General features: G+C 42.5%; 14 protein-coding genes. All 14 read right to left on the bottom strand.

The window, feature by feature from the left end; all coding sequences use genetic code 11:
- Positions 1-110: 110 nt before the first annotated feature.
- Positions 111-881, bottom strand: coding sequence for a cell division protein FtsQ/DivIB (locus J2T13_RS03105; protein WP_429368225.1), 771 nt, complete (start codon positions 879-881; stop codon positions 111-113).
- A 60-nt stretch (positions 882-941) separates the two neighbouring features.
- Complete coding sequence (murA, locus tag J2T13_RS03100; protein ID WP_429368223.1) at positions 942-2,225, bottom strand: UDP-N-acetylglucosamine 1-carboxyvinyltransferase; 1,284 nt, start codon at positions 2,223-2,225, stop codon at positions 942-944.
- A 16-nt stretch (positions 2,226-2,241) separates the two neighbouring features.
- Positions 2,242-3,147: a UDP-N-acetylmuramate dehydrogenase gene (gene murB, locus J2T13_RS03095; RefSeq protein ID WP_429368221.1), complete on the bottom strand. Its 906-nt coding sequence runs from the start codon at positions 3,145-3,147 to the stop codon at positions 2,242-2,244.
- 160 nt (positions 3,148-3,307) lie between these two features.
- Positions 3,308-4,417, bottom strand: coding sequence for an undecaprenyldiphospho-muramoylpentapeptide beta-N-acetylglucosaminyltransferase (gene murG / locus J2T13_RS03090; RefSeq protein ID WP_429368323.1), 1,110 nt, complete (start codon positions 4,415-4,417; stop codon positions 3,308-3,310).
- Between the two features lie 5 nt (positions 4,418-4,422).
- A complete protein-coding gene (gene spoVE, locus J2T13_RS03085) occupies positions 4,423-5,520 on the bottom strand; it encodes a stage V sporulation protein E (RefSeq protein ID WP_429368219.1) in 1,098 nt (365 codons plus the stop codon).
- Positions 5,521-5,568: 48 nt separating this feature from the next.
- Positions 5,569-6,993, bottom strand: a complete 1,425-nt coding sequence (gene murD, locus J2T13_RS03080; RefSeq protein WP_429368217.1) for a UDP-N-acetylmuramoyl-L-alanine--D-glutamate ligase — start codon at positions 6,991-6,993, stop codon at positions 5,569-5,571.
- Between the two features lie 2 nt (positions 6,994-6,995).
- Complete coding sequence (mraY, locus tag J2T13_RS03075) at positions 6,996-7,961, bottom strand: phospho-N-acetylmuramoyl-pentapeptide-transferase (RefSeq protein WP_429368215.1); 966 nt, start codon at positions 7,959-7,961, stop codon at positions 6,996-6,998.
- A 29-nt stretch (positions 7,962-7,990) separates the two neighbouring features.
- The gene (locus tag J2T13_RS03070; protein ID WP_429368321.1) at positions 7,991-9,382 is read right to left on the bottom strand and encodes a UDP-N-acetylmuramoyl-tripeptide--D-alanyl-D-alanine ligase; all 1,392 of its coding nucleotides are present in this window, start codon (positions 9,380-9,382) and stop codon (positions 7,991-7,993) included.
- Positions 9,382-10,869, bottom strand: a complete 1,488-nt coding sequence (locus tag J2T13_RS03065; RefSeq protein WP_429368213.1) for a UDP-N-acetylmuramoyl-L-alanyl-D-glutamate--2,6-diaminopimelate ligase — start codon at positions 10,867-10,869, stop codon at positions 9,382-9,384. The genes J2T13_RS03070 and J2T13_RS03065 overlap by 1 nt, the downstream gene beginning before the upstream one ends.
- A gap of 47 nt (positions 10,870-10,916) precedes the next feature.
- Positions 10,917-12,869, bottom strand: coding sequence for a stage V sporulation protein D (locus J2T13_RS03060; protein WP_429368211.1), 1,953 nt, complete (start codon positions 12,867-12,869; stop codon positions 10,917-10,919).
- A gap of 103 nt (positions 12,870-12,972) precedes the next feature.
- The gene (locus tag J2T13_RS03055) at positions 12,973-15,096 is read right to left on the bottom strand and encodes a penicillin-binding transpeptidase domain-containing protein (RefSeq protein WP_429368209.1); all 2,124 of its coding nucleotides are present in this window, start codon (positions 15,094-15,096) and stop codon (positions 12,973-12,975) included.
- A gap of 115 nt (positions 15,097-15,211) precedes the next feature.
- Positions 15,212-15,628, bottom strand: coding sequence for a hypothetical protein (locus tag J2T13_RS03050; RefSeq protein ID WP_429368207.1), 417 nt, complete (start codon positions 15,626-15,628; stop codon positions 15,212-15,214).
- Positions 15,629-15,655: 27 nt separating this feature from the next.
- Complete coding sequence (gene rsmH / locus J2T13_RS03045) at positions 15,656-16,606, bottom strand: 16S rRNA (cytosine(1402)-N(4))-methyltransferase RsmH (protein WP_429368205.1); 951 nt, start codon at positions 16,604-16,606, stop codon at positions 15,656-15,658.
- Between the two features lie 19 nt (positions 16,607-16,625).
- On the bottom strand, positions 16,626-17,063 hold the full coding sequence (mraZ, locus tag J2T13_RS03040) for a division/cell wall cluster transcriptional repressor MraZ (protein WP_429368203.1): 438 nt from the start codon (positions 17,061-17,063) through the stop codon (positions 16,626-16,628).
- Between the last annotated feature and the right edge of the window lie 149 nt (positions 17,064-17,212).

Genomic DNA, 17,212 nt, shown 5'->3' with positions numbered 1-17,212 from the left:
TTTTTCAACATTTTTTTTAATATTAGCGATAATTTTCTACTTATTTAAAATTCATAGAAACTAGAAAATTAGAATACTCTTATCCATAATTGTCATTGTAGCATTATTTGTTATTCATTAGTAGTACCTTCCTCATCTAGAACTTCAATTTTTGAAGATGGAAACGGTTCATAAGTATCCGCTTCGAGCATAGTGATGAGGCCAGCCTCTTGTGTTTCAATCACTTGATTGAGATATTCTACTTTGTCACTAAGTAATGATATCGCGGTAATCACTTCAAAACCAGACCTAGTATAGATCTTTATTCTGTCTGAAAAAGATGTTGTAGGTGAGGGTATGATTTCAGATATATCAGAAGTTAGTTGATCTGGAATTTGTCCAAGCGCCTGACTTAACTTGACTTTGTTAGGATCTTCAGGGCTCCACTGGGTCAATATAGGTTTCTCTACGGCAATACCCGTACTCCCTACTGAAACTAATGCTCCATTCGCTAGAATAGCTTCAAGTGACCCATCTTTTCCCAGTTCATAGGCAACCGTTTGGTATTCTTCAATTTGCACATGAATCTTACCTGGAAACTGCTTGTCCACTTTAACTAACTTAATTGAATTAATTCCCTCCAAACGTTGTGACACTGTAGATGTAGAAATACCAAAGAACTGATCTCCGACTGTAAGTTGGCTTTGTTGAAGCAATTGATCACGAGTGGTAAATGTATTTCCCTGAAAATTAATTTCAGAGATTTGGCTTATAGGAGAACGAAAAAAAAGTACAGCAAGCAACGCGATAAAAAGAAACATCAAAATGATAATGATTTTGCGGCTTGTCTTCATTTTTTTTGATTTTTTTTCTTTCAAAACTGGAATATGCGATCGTGTCATAGCAACTCTCCATAAAATGTCCCTATCCCCTCCTCATGTCGAAGGGGATAACTTAGGACGTTAATTGGCCAAATCTAACTGTTTGAGTACCGGAGTATGCCTCTGAATATCGGCTCCCAACTTCTGGAACAGCTTCTCAATATGATCATATCCTCGGTCAATGTGATGCACCTGTTCCACAATGGTTTTACCTTGTGCGGCTAAACCTGCAATAACCAATGCAGCACCTGCTCTAAGATCGGTAGCTTCCACGGTTGCACCATATAACCTTTGCACACCCCTTATGAAAGCACAATTGAGGTCAATGGAAATGTCAGCCCCCATCACTGCAAGCTCATTCACATGCTTAAAGCGTCCTTCAAACACTGTCTCTTTCATAACGCTGAATCCATCGGCCAAGGACAATAGGACCATGACTTGGGATTGCAGATCTGTTGGAAAAGATGGATAAGGCGAAGTAATAATCCGTTCTACCGCTTTAGGACGACTCATGCAGCTAATGTTCATTATATCATTGCAGACACCAATTTGAACACCAGCGCGTTTGAGGACATGAATAAGAGATGTGAGGTGAGCTGGATTACAATGCGTTAGTGTCACACAACCACGTGTTACTGCTGCAGCGATCATAACAGTACCCGCAACAATTCGATCAGGTATCACTTCATAACTACAGGGGAATAAGTGAGTAACCCCTTGTATAGTTATCGTATCTGTTCCAGCGCCGATAATGTTAGCGCCCATCTGATTCAGGAAATTCTGAAGGTCCTGTATCTCGGGTTCTCTTGCAGCATTAGTAATAGTCGTTGTTCCTTGAGCTGTGGCTGCTGCCATCATGATATTCTCAGTCGCACCTACACTTGGAAAATCCATATGGACATCCGCCCCTATAAGCTTGCTAGCTTTGCAATGGATTTGACCATCTACTTCTTGAATCTCCGCCCCTAGAGCTTTTAATCCCTGCAAATGAAGGTCAATTTTACGTTCTCCAATCGCGCAACCACCCGGTTGGTAAATATTAACTTCCCCGAAACGGGCAAGCAAAGGTCCCATTAGAAAAATGGATGATCGCATCTGCTTCATTAAATCATCTGGTACATGAAACGAATTGGCGGACGACGTATCCACAATGACATTCTCTTGTTCATGCCGTGTCTGACAACCAAGCCGACTCAGGATATTCAACATGACCTCAATGTCCAATAAATGTGGTACATTCGTCAAGTTAACTTCACCATCAGCTAGCAAACTTGCCGCTAATATAGGCAGTGCGGCATTCTTTGCTCCATGGATACGTACGGTTCCTGATAGAGATTTGCCTCCCTCAATCACCAATTTGTCCAATGTATCACCTCCGAGTTTACCGCTCACCCACTACGAACACTTCGGGTTCCAACGAGATACCTTGTTCAGCAAAAATTTTTGCCTGAATTTCGTGTATGAGGGTGAGCACGTCCTCTGCTGTAGCTTGACCAGTGTTTACAATGAAATTGGCATGCTGCACGGATACTTCTGCTCCACCAACACCATAACCTTTAAGATTAGCAGCCTCTATAAGTCTGGCCGCATGATCGCCTGGCGGATTACGGAACACACTTCCTGCACAAGGCAGTTGCAGCGGTTGAGTGCGGCGACGTCGGTCCTTGTTACAAGCCATAGCTGCTGCTATCTCCGTACGCACGCCGTGATTAAGCTCAAATGTAGCTTCAACTACAATTCCCTTGCGCTCATGCAGAATAGAATGACGATACGCAAAAGTCATATCCTCAGCAGCATAAGATACCATTTCACCTGTATTTAGTACAATCTCAGCGGACTTGAATATGCGTGACACATCAGACCCATGGGCTCCGGCATTCATATATACGGCTCCACCGACGGAACCGGGAATACCCGCTGCGAACTCCAAACCCGTTAACCCTCGCTTACCTGCCATGATGCTCAATTTCACAAAAGAGCAACCACCCCCCGCAGTTACAACATCCTCCTGAAAATCAGCGTATTCCAAATCCCCGCCTAGCTTGATGACTGCTCCACGTATCCCTTTATCAGACACAAGCATATTGGAGCCGCGACCCATCTGCATCCAGGGAATTTCATGCTGATGTAGTAGCTTAATAAGCTCCTGTAGCTGTTCTCTGGTCTCAGGGATGATCAGCGCATCGGCTGGTCCACCGATTTTCCATGTCGTATGTCTTGCGAGTGCTTCATCCAGGTAAATTGCCCCGACGTTTAACTCCGATAATAGCGATGTCCATTGCTGCAACGTAATACCTCCTAACTTCTAATCGAATAATGCCATCTCTCAGTAAATTAGGAGAAGATTGGGGTTCCTAGTGCGATATTGCCGTGTCCTTGGGCGATTGTCACGATTATATGATATCTTATGTAATCCCACATAGGTGTGTGACAATCTCCAATGTCTTTTAAACTCTTCTTGACAAACGTCGCATTTCTTCAACGATTAGATTGGCGGATTCCGGTTTGCCGAGCTTGCGAGAAGACTCAGACATTGTTCTATGAACGTCCAAATCTCCCATAATATTTGAAATGGCCTGAAAAAGCCGGTCGCCTGTTAATTCTTTCTCCACGATCACTTCGGCCGCTCCTGCCTTCTCCAACTGCCTAGCGTTAGCCTCTTGATGATTATTGGTCACATTAGGAGATGGAATAAGTATAGAGGGTATACCCAATGAATTAATTTCTGCCAAGAATGAAGCCCCCGCACGATTCACGATTAGGGAAGTAGCTGCAAGTACTTCCGGCATATTATGCACATAGGGAAGGACATGAAGATGATTAGGCAACCTTCCAAGCTTACTGCGGATTTCTTCACACGTTACATCAAAATAACGATCTCCCGTAACATATACGAATTGAAGATGCTTTAACGTATCTAAAAGGGGGGCCATTTGAATCATCGCTTCATTGATGGCTTTAGCCCCACGGCTCCCCCCTACAATCAGTACTACAGAACTGTCCATAGGAATACCTAAAGTTGCAAATCCTCTGTCTCTATTAGCTAAGTACACCGTTGTAGCTCTAGGATTCCCAGTATAAATAACACTCTTAGCCTTAGGAAAAAATGATTTTGAATCAGAGAAACTCACCGCAACCACACTAACATAGCGACTCAAGAAAGAGTTAGTCAGTCCCGGAATCGCATTCTGCTCATGAATCATTGTTGGAATACCCAATTTAGCAGCAGCATATACAACAGGCCCACATACATAACCCCCTGTGCCTACAACGATATCTGGCTTGAACTTAGATAAGAGACGCTTGGATGTTCTAACCCCTTTTAAAAATCGGAATACCGTCTTAACATTATCCAATGACAACTTCCGTCGAAAGCCCGTGATATCGATCGATTGGAAAGCAATATTCTCCTGAGGAATCAATTTACTCTCTAAACCTCTCTGTCCACCAATATATAGAAATTGTGAATGATCATCCTCTTGTTCACATTGTCTTACTATAGCAAGGGCTGGATAGATATGTCCGCCAGTTCCGCCACCGGTTAGAACAATTCGCATGCTGTTCACCTCGCATAACGGGATAAATTTAGTAGAATACCAAGAGCTGTTAACATGAGCGTTAAGGAAGACCCTCCATAACTAATTAAAGGAAGCGTGATACCCGTCACTGGCATTAAACCAATAACAACCCCGATATTAATGATTACCTGAACAGCAACCATCCCAGCTATGCCAACGGCTAGTAAGCTACCAAAACTATTCTGTATTGTCATAGCTATACGCATGCCACGCCACACTAGAATGAGAAACAATAAGAGTACAATCAATCCGCCAACAAATCCAAGCTCCTCAGCCAATATGGAGAAGATAAAGTCCGTTTGTGGTTCTGGGACATAGCTATATTTCTGTCTACTCATACCAAGCCCAAGCCCACCAAGACCTCCAGGACCAATAGCATACAGAGATTGAATAATTTGATATCCTGCCCCTAAAGGATCAGACCACGGATCGAGGAAAGCTGTAATTCTAAGCAAACGATAAGGTGCAGCGATAATTAATCCGGCAAAACCAACAGCGCCAGCTAAACCTAAGAATGCCAAATGTTTAAGCTTCGCACCTGCCGTAAATACAATCATGAGTGAAGCACCTAACATAACAGTACCTGTACCTAGATCTGGTTGTAACATAATGAGCCCAAAGGCCATTCCAATTAGACCCAAGGGAGGGAGTAGCCCTTTTGTAAAAAAAGTAATATTAAACTGCTCTTGACTAAGCCATTTAGCCAGAAATAGAATCATACCTAATTTCATAAATTCAGAAGGCTGAATACCAAAGGAACTGATTCCAAGCCAACTTCGAGCTCCGCCTCGAACATTGCCAATCCCCGGAATAAGCACAATTATCAGAAGAACAAAGCATACCATGAGTCCAATCTTCGCATACTTATGCCAAAAATGGTAATCGACGTTAGCTGTTATATACATGGAGATGAGTCCTAATCCGGCAAATAATAACTGACGTTTAACGAAATAGTAAGAATCTCCATAGTCATGGAAACCAAGTACTGAACCCGCGCTATAGACCATAACAATTCCAATCGTAAGTAAAGCCAAAATACATATAAGGAGCCATAAATCTGGCGCCGGGCGTGTCTTGTTCATGGAGAGGCCACCTCTTGCATTAAAGTAGGGGCTTATCCACACACCCCCCTACTTAAGATTATGCACCGCCTCTTTAAAAATGCGTCCACGCTCTTCATACGAAGCAAACATATCCCAGCTTGCACATGCGGGAGACAAAAGTACAGTGTCTCCCTCTTCCGCAAAGGCCTCTGCTTCCTTCACAGCTAGTATAAGTGTGGTGGCGGCGTCCTCATCAGTATCGACGAGGGAAATTTTCTTTAATCCTGCAAGCTCCGCTACTTTAGCTATTTTTTCTTTGGTCTCCCCAAGTAACACTACAGCCTTGACACGTTCACTAAAGACACCCAGAAGTTCCATATAATCAGAACCACGGTCGAGTCCCCCCGCGATAAGCACGATTGGATTATTAAAAGAAGTTAAAGCCATCGTCGTAGCTTTTGAATTGGTTGCTTTGGAGTTGTTGTAATAGGCTACTTTCTTACTATGCTTCACATACTCTAACCGATGTTCGACACCACGAAAAGAAGCAAGTGGACCCGACAACTGATGAATTTCAACACCCGCTGCTATAGCGATTGCGCAAGCTGCCAGTGCGTTCTCCACATTGAAACGTCCTGGGATACCAATCTCTGCAACAGAGATGATCTGATGGGTTATTCCTTGACGATCACGATACACAATATGACGTGACAACGTGTCCTCCGTATTCACAATGAAAGGCGGACTAACATACACACCCTCCACTAATTCTTCACTCATCGAAATAGGTAGAATGGTTGCTTTTACATAAGGCACAAGACTGCGACAGTAAGGATCATCCCAGTTGAGGATTGCGATATCTTCCGCTGTCTGATTGACAAACATATTCGCTTTAGAAGACACATAGTCTTCCATGCCTCCATGATAATCTAGATGTGTCTCTGCTACATTCAACAAGCACCCAATTCGAGGGCGAAACTGCTGCGTTCCTTTTAATTGAAAGCTACTTAGTTCAACTACCATCCAGTTGTCTTCCGATGCTTCAAGGGCAGCCTCACATAGTGGTGTTCCGATGTTTCCAGCTACAATAGGTGATAACCCCGCGGCTTCAAGAATATTACCCACCCAAGTTGTCGTTGTTGTTTTGCCATTTGAGCCCGTTATTCCAATAATAGGAGCTTTGCAAAGATAATAAGCGATCTCAACCTCTGTCACAACCTCAATATCTAATTCGATTGCTTTTTGCACAGGAGGGACTGAATAAGGGATACCCGGATTCTTAACGACTAGTGAAACCCCTTCATGAATAAGGTCATCCGGATGACCTCCGTATATAACACAAATTCCCAAAGCCTCTAACTCAGATGCTTCGGAACATTCTTCCTTTTCTTTACGATCATTAACAGTCACCAATGCACCTAACTTATGCAATACTTTGGCGACTTGTACGCCACTTTTGGCGAGACCAAGAACGATGACTTTTTTACCTCTGTATGACTCTAGATGATCCATAATTACAACCCCTTGTTAATATAAAGTCCAAGACCGGCAAGCACCAGACCTACAGCCCAGAATGTAATGACTACACGCCATTCCGACCATCCCGTAAGTTCAAAGTGGTGATGAATCGGACTCATTTTAAAAATACGTTTGCCTCGAGTCTTAAACGAAGCTACCTGTAATACAACGGATAGCATTTCAATAACAAATACGCCACCGATAATAAGGAACAATAACTCACTCTTCGTAACAATCGCAATCCCTGCAATAGCACCACCAATACCGAGTGATCCTGTATCTCCCATAAAGACTTTGGCAGGATGTGCATTAAATACAAGAAATCCTAGTACTGCCCCAATCATCGCCGCTGCTGCAAAGGCTGCTGGAAGCGATGTGGCTTGCATAGCAACCACAGCGAATGCGGCTAATGCAATGGCACTTACCCCAGACAATAACCCATCCAATCCATCCGTGAAATTAACAGCGTTACTAATAGCGAGCAACATAATCACAATAAAAGGATAATAGAAAAAGCCGCCCCAGTCCCAAGATAAAGATGTACCCGGAATACTGATCGAGGTATCATGACCATTTTGAAATAATAAATAACAGATCACAGCGGAACATAGTAATTGTCCCAACAATTTCTGACGTGCCGTTAAACCTAATGAACGCTTGAAGACCACTTTAATATAGTCATCTAGAAAACCAATCAATCCAAATCCTAGTGTGGCAACTAACAAAACATAGAAATCCGTATTAATAACAGAAAATTTCAAATAAGACAATGTAAATGCTAATAATATGACTATTCCACCCATTGTTGGAGTGCCCGATTTTTTCAAATGACTTTGTGGTCCATCATCTCTAACTTGTTGTCCAAACTTCATACGCCGTAACAAGGGTATGAGTAATGGTGCGGCTATAACCGCTAGAATAAAAGATACACCGATTGTAAGTAATAATAATTGAATATCCATGGATTCACCCCTTCATGACGTCACATCTGCTAATATTTCTCTTTTAGTGCATCTACTACTTCTTCCAGTTTCATTCCACGCGAGGCCTTCATTAGAATAATATCTCTAGGTTGCAGATGGTCCTTAAGGTGTCTTATCAGTTCCTGCTTATCTTCAAATGCATGTATGCTGGATTCCGGTAAATGGACTTTTGCTGCCTCAGCTGTATTCCGAGACAAAGGACCATATGTATACAGCAGATTCACTTTGTCTGCGGTCAGATAGCGCCCAATTTCGGCATGAAATTCCTGCTCTTGCAACCCAAGTTCAAGCATGTCCCCAAGCACTGCAATTTTTGTGCGATAACCCTTCATACTTTGAAGTACATCAATTGCCGCCTTCATTGAAGATGGACTAGCGTTATAAGCATCATTCAGCACTGTTAACCCGGTCGGCAGTACAATTTGCTCTATTCGCATCGCTGATAAACGTAACTGAGATAACCCTTTATGAATGTTCTCCTCACTTACACTGAAATGACGAGCAACAGCAAGTGCTGCTAAACAGTTCACAACATTGTGTCGTCCAAGCAGAGGCAAATCAATCCCTTGTTCCTTATATATATTCGTTGTGAATATAACGCCCTTATTGTGATTTAACATTCCCGTAGGGTATTCGTCGTTATCTGGATTCATACCAAAAGTATATGTCTTCATGTCGATGGGCTTAATGGTAGTGGACTCTGCGAGCACTTCCGAAATCAACGGCTCATCGCCATTATATATAAGCAGACCTCCTGACTTAAGTCCACTAGAAATTTCCACCTTAGCTCGGGCAATTTCCTCCCGGGATCCTAACTGAAGCAAATGTGCCTCACCAATATTTGTTATAACCGCTACATCTGGACTTGCAATAGCCGCAAGAACTTCAATTTCATGACGTTCACTCATGCCCATTTCAAGCACAATAATATCGACATCCCTATCCATAGCTAAAATAGTGAGGGGTAGACCAATGTGGTTATTGTAGTTCCCAACGGTTTTATGCACCTTGTAAGTTGTTTCAAGTAGAGCCGCTACCATATCTTTGGTCGTAGTCTTACCATTGCTACCTGTAATACCAATAACCTTACTACCCACTTCACGTAAATAGGCTTCGGAAAGCATCTGTAAAGCTACCAGTGTGTCATCTACTTCAATAACAGCGCCTTGTGGAGGCGTGCCCCGATCGCGTTGCCAAAGGGCTCCTCCAGCTCCTGTACGTAACCCTTCTGCGACAAAAACATGTCCATCATAGTTTTCTCCGACTAACGGAATGAATAAACATCCCTCCGACATATGACGTGAGTCTCGAATCACTCCGTGAATCACGATGTCACTGTCCTGTTGATGTACGAGATTCCCCCCGCACATCACAGCGATTTCTCTCAACGTTTTTGTAATCACATTAATATGCCCCTTATCGCTTCTTTGGCGACGATACGGTCATCAAATTCATGAATCGTCTGTCCAATCAATTGGTAGGTCTCATGACCTTTCCCCGCAATCAATACTACATCGTCAGGGCTTGCCATTTCAATAGCCTTTTGGATTGCAGTTCTCCGGTCCATAATCATTTGATATTTATCCTGAGATACCTGATCTTCCAGAAGTCCCGCTTCGATATCCTTCAATATCAATTCTGGATCCTCAGTCCGAGGATTATCTGAAGTCACGAATACAACATCACTATATTTAGCGGCAATTTTACCCATAATAGGTCGCTTTGTTTTATCACGGTCCCCACCACAGCCAAACACAGTCAAGATTCGCCCTTTGGCAAATTCATTAACTGTCTTCAATACATTCTCAAGCCCATCTGGACTATGCGCATAGTCAACGATCACTGCAAAGGGTTGCCCCGCATCAACAGATTCAACCCGTCCATCGACCCCCGAGATCGACTCAAGACTACGTTTAATTTCTTCTAGACTAACTTCTTCTAGTAAAGCAGCCGTAATCGCACCTAATGCATTATACACATTAAATTTACCAACCATTTTTAGTTGAATGTCTATACTTCCCTTGAAAGAATCAACATGAAAGTTCGTACCCTGTGCTGTAATAGATATTTGAGTGGCGCGCACATTCGCCCCGTCTTCCAAACCATACGTAATAACTTCAGCCGCTGTGATCTGGGCAAAGTAGTTGGAAGCTGGATCATCTGCATTAAGTACAACATACTTTCGCTTGTCAGGATTACTTATGAACGAGTTGCCCATACGAGAGAACAATAAGCCTTTAACTCTTTGATATTCCTCCATCGTGTTATGATAATCCAAATGGTCCTGGGTCAAGTTCGTAAAAATAACTGTCCGGAAATCGGTCCCTTTCACCCGACCCTGCTCTAAAGCATGTGAAGATACCTCCATTACACAGCACCGAGTCCCACTAGCTGCCATATCATGTAATGATCGTTGTAAATCTAACGATTCAGGTGTCGTTCCTGACATTGGAAATGTCCGTCCACCATAGCGCATCTGAATCGTTCCGATCAGCCCCGTCTTCACGCCATGATCATTCATAATTTTCTCTATGAGATAGGTTGTTGTTGTCTTTCCATTCGTCCCTGTTACTCCAATCACCTTCAATTGGCTACTTGGTGATCCGAGAAAGGCATTAGCAAACACAGCCATTGCATATCTACAATCCTTAACAATGACTTGAGGCAATTCTACGTCGAGCTCTCTTTCTACAACAAGTGCAGATGCTCCCCGCTCTGCTGCTTGGGAAGCATAATCATGTCCATCAACGGTATGTCCTGGTAAACAGATGAATAAATCGCCTGGTGTTACCTTGCGAGAATCAATCTGGATACCCGACACTGTTATATCCCCACTACCCATAATCTCTTTAATCGCTATCGATGAAGCCAATTCATTAAGTCTCATTAGTAATCCCTCGCTCTATTTCAATTGTCGTCCGAATTCCAGATACACTAAGGTACCTTGTTCACTTCATCATCTTCTGCAGAAGTGCCCATATAAATACGAATCGTTGAACCGCGTTCCACCCTGCTACCTGCCTTAGGTGCTTGACTAACTACAGTCTTTCCGCTTCCTGATTTAGTCAGCATGAAATTCATATTCAAATCCTCATAGAGATCCTGTATCGTCGCGCCGACTAAATCAGGCACCGTCTCTATAGGAGTCTCGCCATACTTGTATTCTTTCGTCAGTTGATCTTTGCGCTCTGGAACATTCATATACCGCAATGAATCCTCTAATATATTCTGGACAATAGGCGCAGCAACTACACCCCCAAATTGAATCCCCTTCGGATTATCTACAGCGGTATACACGACGATCTGAGGATCATCAGCAGGTGCGAATCCAATAAAAGAAACAATATGTTCTGTAGCGGAGTAACGCCCATTAACTACAATCTGTGCCGTACCTGTCTTCCCACCTACACGATATCCATCGATAAAGGCAGGACGCCCTGTGCCTTTAGCTACAACACTTTCTAAAGCCTCTCTTACCTTCTTCGATGTCTCTTCTGAAATAACCTGTCTTATAAGTTCAGGTTGCATTTCTTCAACCGTAGCACCTGTCTCGGAATTAATCCATGCCTTAGAGACATAAGGCTTATACAACTTACCACCATTAATAGCAGCAGATACAGCGGCTACCTGCTGAATCGGTGTAACAGATACACCTTGACCAAATGAGGTCGTAGCCAACTCCACAGGCCCTACTTGAGACAACTTAAATAATATCCCATTCTCTTCTCCATTAAGGTCTATACCGGTCTTAGAACCGAAGCCGAAATCACGAATATATTTAAATAGTGATTCTTTCCCAAGCTTCTGTCCGAGTAATACAAATCCAGGGTTACAAGAGTTCTCAACAACCTCAAGGAATGTTTCACTACCATGCCCCCCCCTTTTCCAGCATTTCAAGGTGGCGCCACCCACTTTGATATACCCTGGATCAAAAAAAGTATCCCGTTCTAGATCCACTTTCCCTTCTTGAAGTGCGGCAGCTAATGTAATGATCTTAAATGTCGAACCCGGCTCATATGTCATCCAGATCGGTAAATTCCGGTTATAGACCTCAGAAGCATATTCTTTGTATTTTCCTGGTTCATATCCAGGCCGACTTGCCATAGCTAGTATCTCGCCTGTCTTAGGATTCATTGCAATAGACCAACTACCCCGTGCTTGAAACTGCACCATTGCTTGGTCTAACTCACGTTCCATAATAGACTGAATAGACTTGTCAATCGTAAGTTCTAAATTCAATCCATCTTTGGGTTCAACATACTTCTCAGATGAACCAGGCATTAGCCTGCCCGCAGCATCAGAAAGGTAGGAAATACTACCGTTCATACCTAATAGTTTATCATTATATTTTTTCTCGACTCCTGTTATCCCTTGATTATCAATTCCTGTGAATCCTAAAATGTGTGCAGCGAGATCTCCATACGGATAATATCTTTTGTTATCTTCTGCAACAACAATGCCAGGTAGATCCAGATCCCGAATTTTTTGAGCAAGGTCCATTGTAATTTTGCGACCACCCGGCTGTAATTTTTCAATCATAGAACCTTTTTTAGTTATGACTTTGAATATTTTTTCTTGCGTCATCCCAAGCAGAGGGGACAACGCCTGCGCTATAGCCTCTGGCTCTTTAACCTGAACGGGTATCGCCATGATGGTTGGAGAGCTGATATTAAAGGCTAGAGGTGTTCCGTTCCGATCAAGAATTTCCCCTCTTTTTGCTGAATAAGGAATGTTTCTTCTCCATGAATCTTCTGCTTTAGCGGAGAGTTCACTACCCAACCCCAGCTGAACGTAAGCTAGTCTTATGATTAAAGCACCGAACAACACACAAAAGAACAGCAAGCTCCACAGTAGCCTCCGTCTAAGTGTCAAATTTGAAACTTTCATTGTATACCCTCCCTACTTGTCCTGAGCTCATGACATTGTTGTTATCATGAGTATTCAGGACAGCCAGGGGTTAGAACAAGCCCTGCAACTAATACACAGCACGTTACGGGTCTTCTTTCTCTGTCTCATTCTCATCCTTAAGCATAGTAGCCATCTCATCAGCAGGCGAAAGAATCAATAGCACTTTACGTTTATTACCTTCTTTTGTCTCCGTTTGCTCTGTAACATAACCTTCACCTTCTACGCTAGCTGTCAATTTCATTAAAGTCAACACTTGCAGTGCATCTCGCAAAGATTCTCCCTTTAAATTAGGAACTTCCATTTGATCATTTTCTTCAGTCAGAAGATAAATTCGCTGTCCCGAGCTCATTACTGAACCTTTAGCTGGGTATTGATTAACAACTGTACTACCGCTACCTAGTGTCTCAAATGCGATTCCGGTATTTAGAAGCTCTTTCTTAGCTTTGCCAATGGCTTTACCCACCATATTCGGTGTTGTATAACTTACCGTTACCGACGTAGCTTTCTCACTCGTGTTCTCTTTCGTTTGCTCACTTGTTACTATCTTCGGAACATTCATGTACTGCAAAGATTGAGATACAATTTTCTTGAAAACGGGAGCAGCAGCTCTTCCCCCACCCACTGTACCATCCATAGGTTCATCCATGATGACAATGACTGCAATTTTCGGATCATTTACGGGGGCAAATCCAGTAAAAGAAATAACTTGCTTCGTTTTATTATATACCCCATCCACCAATTTGACCGCGGTTCCTGTCTTGCCTGCAACACGATAACCTTCAATGAAAGCATTTTTCCCTGTACCTATGACCTGATCTGATACGACCTGTTCAAGATAACCACTTGTTTCTTTCGCTGATTCAGCAGAGATGACTTGTCGAATCATTACCGGGGAAATCTTCCGCGACTCTCCAGTATTAGGATCATCAATTTCTTTAATAATATGGGGCTTCATCAATTTCCCGCCATTTGCAACCGCAGCAATTGCAGCGATCTGTTGAATGGGAGTGACTAAAACACCGTAACCGTAAGAAGCTGTAGCGACCTCCGCAGGACCGGGTAAATTAATAGGCCAAGTAGACTCTCCCGGCAACTCAATCCCCGTTTTTTGGCCAAACCCAAAATTTGTAATATATTTCAATAATCTTTCTTTTCCTAACATTTCTGAACCTAGCTTAATAAAAGCTACATTACTAGAATGCTTGACTCCATCAAGATAAGAGATGGTTCCCCATCCCCCCCGCACAATATCAGAGAAAATCCGATTGGTTCCTTTAACTGATGTTTGACCCGAAACATATTTGTCATTAGGATTGAATAAATTCTCCTGTACAGCACCTGCAAGGGTAACAATTTTGAAAGTAGAACCAGGTTCATACAGTGATTTAACAGCATGGTTAGTAAAATTATCTGGCGTTTCCCAGTACGTATTCGGATCAAAGGTTGGAAGATTAGCCATCCCCAATATTTCCATCGTATTCGGATCCGCCGCAATAACCGTCATACTCACAGGCTTGTACTTCTCATAGGCCTCTTTCATCGCTTCCTCAATATAATACTGGATCGTCGAGTCAATTGTCAGTTGAACATTTTTACCATTGACAGCCGGAACATATAACTCATCCGCATTTGGAAGCTTATCCAATTGCCCATCACTCTGATAATTGCTTGAACCTGGCGTTCCTTTGAGGAACTCATCATAGAAGGCTTCAAAGCCCATAACAGCCTTACCATCACGATCTGTATATCCTAGAATATGGGCAGCTAAACTGTTCTTAGGATAGATTCGTTTCTTCTGACTAAGTGTACCAATACCAGCATCAGGAGTTTTCTTCTCATCCTTCAATTTCTTCTTCATTTCTTTCACTAATACATCAATCTGATCCTTCTTATCCTGATCAACCATCAAGCCCTCTGGCCGAACTTCACGACTTGTTAGATACTCTTTCCCTTTATCATCCTTAGCGGTAACGAGTGCGCGAAGTTCTTCTTCTGGCTTCCCTAGAATTTTATTTAGTTCTGTAACCACTTCATCCTCGATCCCATTTTCTTGAATGACTTTCGGATTAACAGTTACCGTATACGCGGGTGCATCAAGTGCCAATGCATCACCTTTGCGGTCTGTTATAGTTCCTCGAGTTGCCGAGATCACTTTTGTCCTAGACCAGCTAGATACTGCCTCTTCATGCCAAAAATCTCCATTCACAATTTGAATCCAAAATAATTTAGTAATTAAAACAACAAAGAGGAGGGTTATGCATCCTCCTATAAACAGTGTTCGAAGTTTTATTTTTTTTACCATATATCAACCCTCACAGACACTATTTTTGTGCTGAATCTATATTCGATATTTCTTTCTCCGGTGTAACCATAGAACGAGGCACATAAACGGTATCGTGCTCAGTCGGCTCCACATAACCCTCTTTGATTGCCGTAGCTAAGATTGTATTCTTTAATGTTTCTTTCTTAACTTCCAACTGCGTCACTAACAATTGGTTTTTTCTAATTTCTTCACCAAGCTTTTCGCTTTGTTTATTTATATCGTAGATATTCGCGTAGCGTGAAATAATAAGACCAGCCACAGCAACACAAATAACTACAGTTAACAAATACAGCATCTTCTCTTTCATAGGAAGTGTTGCACGTCGTGTGATTACTTTTGTCTGCTCGCGATATCCTGGAGATACGCGTTCTATCGGTTTAGGTTTAACTGCTAAATTACCCCGCGTATAAGCCATTGTATTTCTCTCACTCCTTCTCTTGTGCTACAGTTTCTCCGCTATTCTCAATTTGGCTGAACGCGCGCGAGAATTCTGTTCTAATTCCAATTCACTAGGAACCAATGGCTTTCGGTTCACAAGTTTCATTTGTCCTGTACCTCCACACACACACATGGGGAAATCAGTTGGACATGTACATTTCTCTAAATAACTCGCTAATATTTGTTTACAAATTCTATCTTCTAAGGAATGGAACGTAATGACTGATACTCTTCCGCCCGGTGCTAAGCATCGTACTGCTTGATGTAATCCTTCTTCAAAAGCACCTAGCTCATCATTTACTGCAATGCGCAAAGCTTGGAAACTACGTTTCGCAGGATGTCCACCTGTTCTGCGGGCAGCAGCTGGAATCCCCTCTTTAATAATTTCGACCAACTCACCTGTTGTTTTAATAGGCTCCTTGATTCGACGCTCCACAATGATTCTAGCGATTCGACGAGAAAATTTCTCCTCACCATACTTAAACAATATTTTGGCAATCTCATCCGCTGACCATTCATTAATAATCTCAGCAGCTGTGAGTTTAGCAGACTGATCCATTCGCATATCTAACGGAGCATCGTGATTGTAGCTGAATCCTCGGTCTCCTTCATCAAACTGTGGGGATGATACCCCGAGATCAAACAATATTCCATCTACCTGAGGAACACCATCCTTCTGCGGGACAGCGAGCTCCTTCAGTGCTTCTTCCAAGTATCGAAAGTTTGTCTTCATTAATGATATTCGATCACTATAAGGAGATAGCAATTCCTTCGCATGATCTAAAGCCCAATCATCTTGATCGAGTCCAATTAATCTTCCATATTCTCCAAGCTTAGATGCGATCAATGAGCTATGTCCTGCGCCTCCCAAAGTACAGTCGACATAAATGCCGTCTCTTTTGATGCGCAGCCCTTCTGTCGCTTCTTCTTTTAGTACCGTGATGTGATGAAACAAGCTGCAGCCCTCCAGACTATTATAAATCAAAGTTTAAATCGACTAATTTTTCAGCAATATCATTAAATGTTTGTTCGGATTGTTGGAAATACTCATTCCACATATTCTTACTCCAAATCTCCATTCGGTTCGATACGCCTAGCACGATACAATCTTTCTCAAGCTTAGCGTACTCCCGTAAATTTCCCGGTAGATTTACCCTGCCCTGTTTGTCCCATTCACATTCAGTTGCACCCGAGAAAAAAAATCGAGTAAACGCACGTGCATCAGATTTCATCAAGGATAGAGATTTGAGCTTCTGTTCCATAACAGCCCATTCTTCCTTAGGGTAAGCAAATAGACATTGGTCCAAGCCACGGGTAACAACGAATGAGGTTCCAAGAAGGTCGCGGAATTTAACCGGTATAATAATTCGGCCCTTATCATCAATGCTATGTTGATACTCTCCCATAAACATTGGCCCACTCACTCCTTTAACCTATTTCCCCCACTTTGCACCACTATTCACCACTAATAATATTAAATTCGCCACTTATGTTCAATATCCTTTTTCTAAAACCTATATTTTTTTGTTAATAAATAACAAGAGCCCCTCGAATGGATATC

Origin of the sequence: Paenibacillus sp. DS2015 (assembly GCF_050433705.1) — a bacterium.
Taxonomy (GTDB): Bacteria; Bacillota; Bacilli; order Paenibacillales; family Paenibacillaceae; genus Paenibacillus_AQ.
This window is presented reverse-complemented; position numbering and strand designations above follow the sequence as displayed.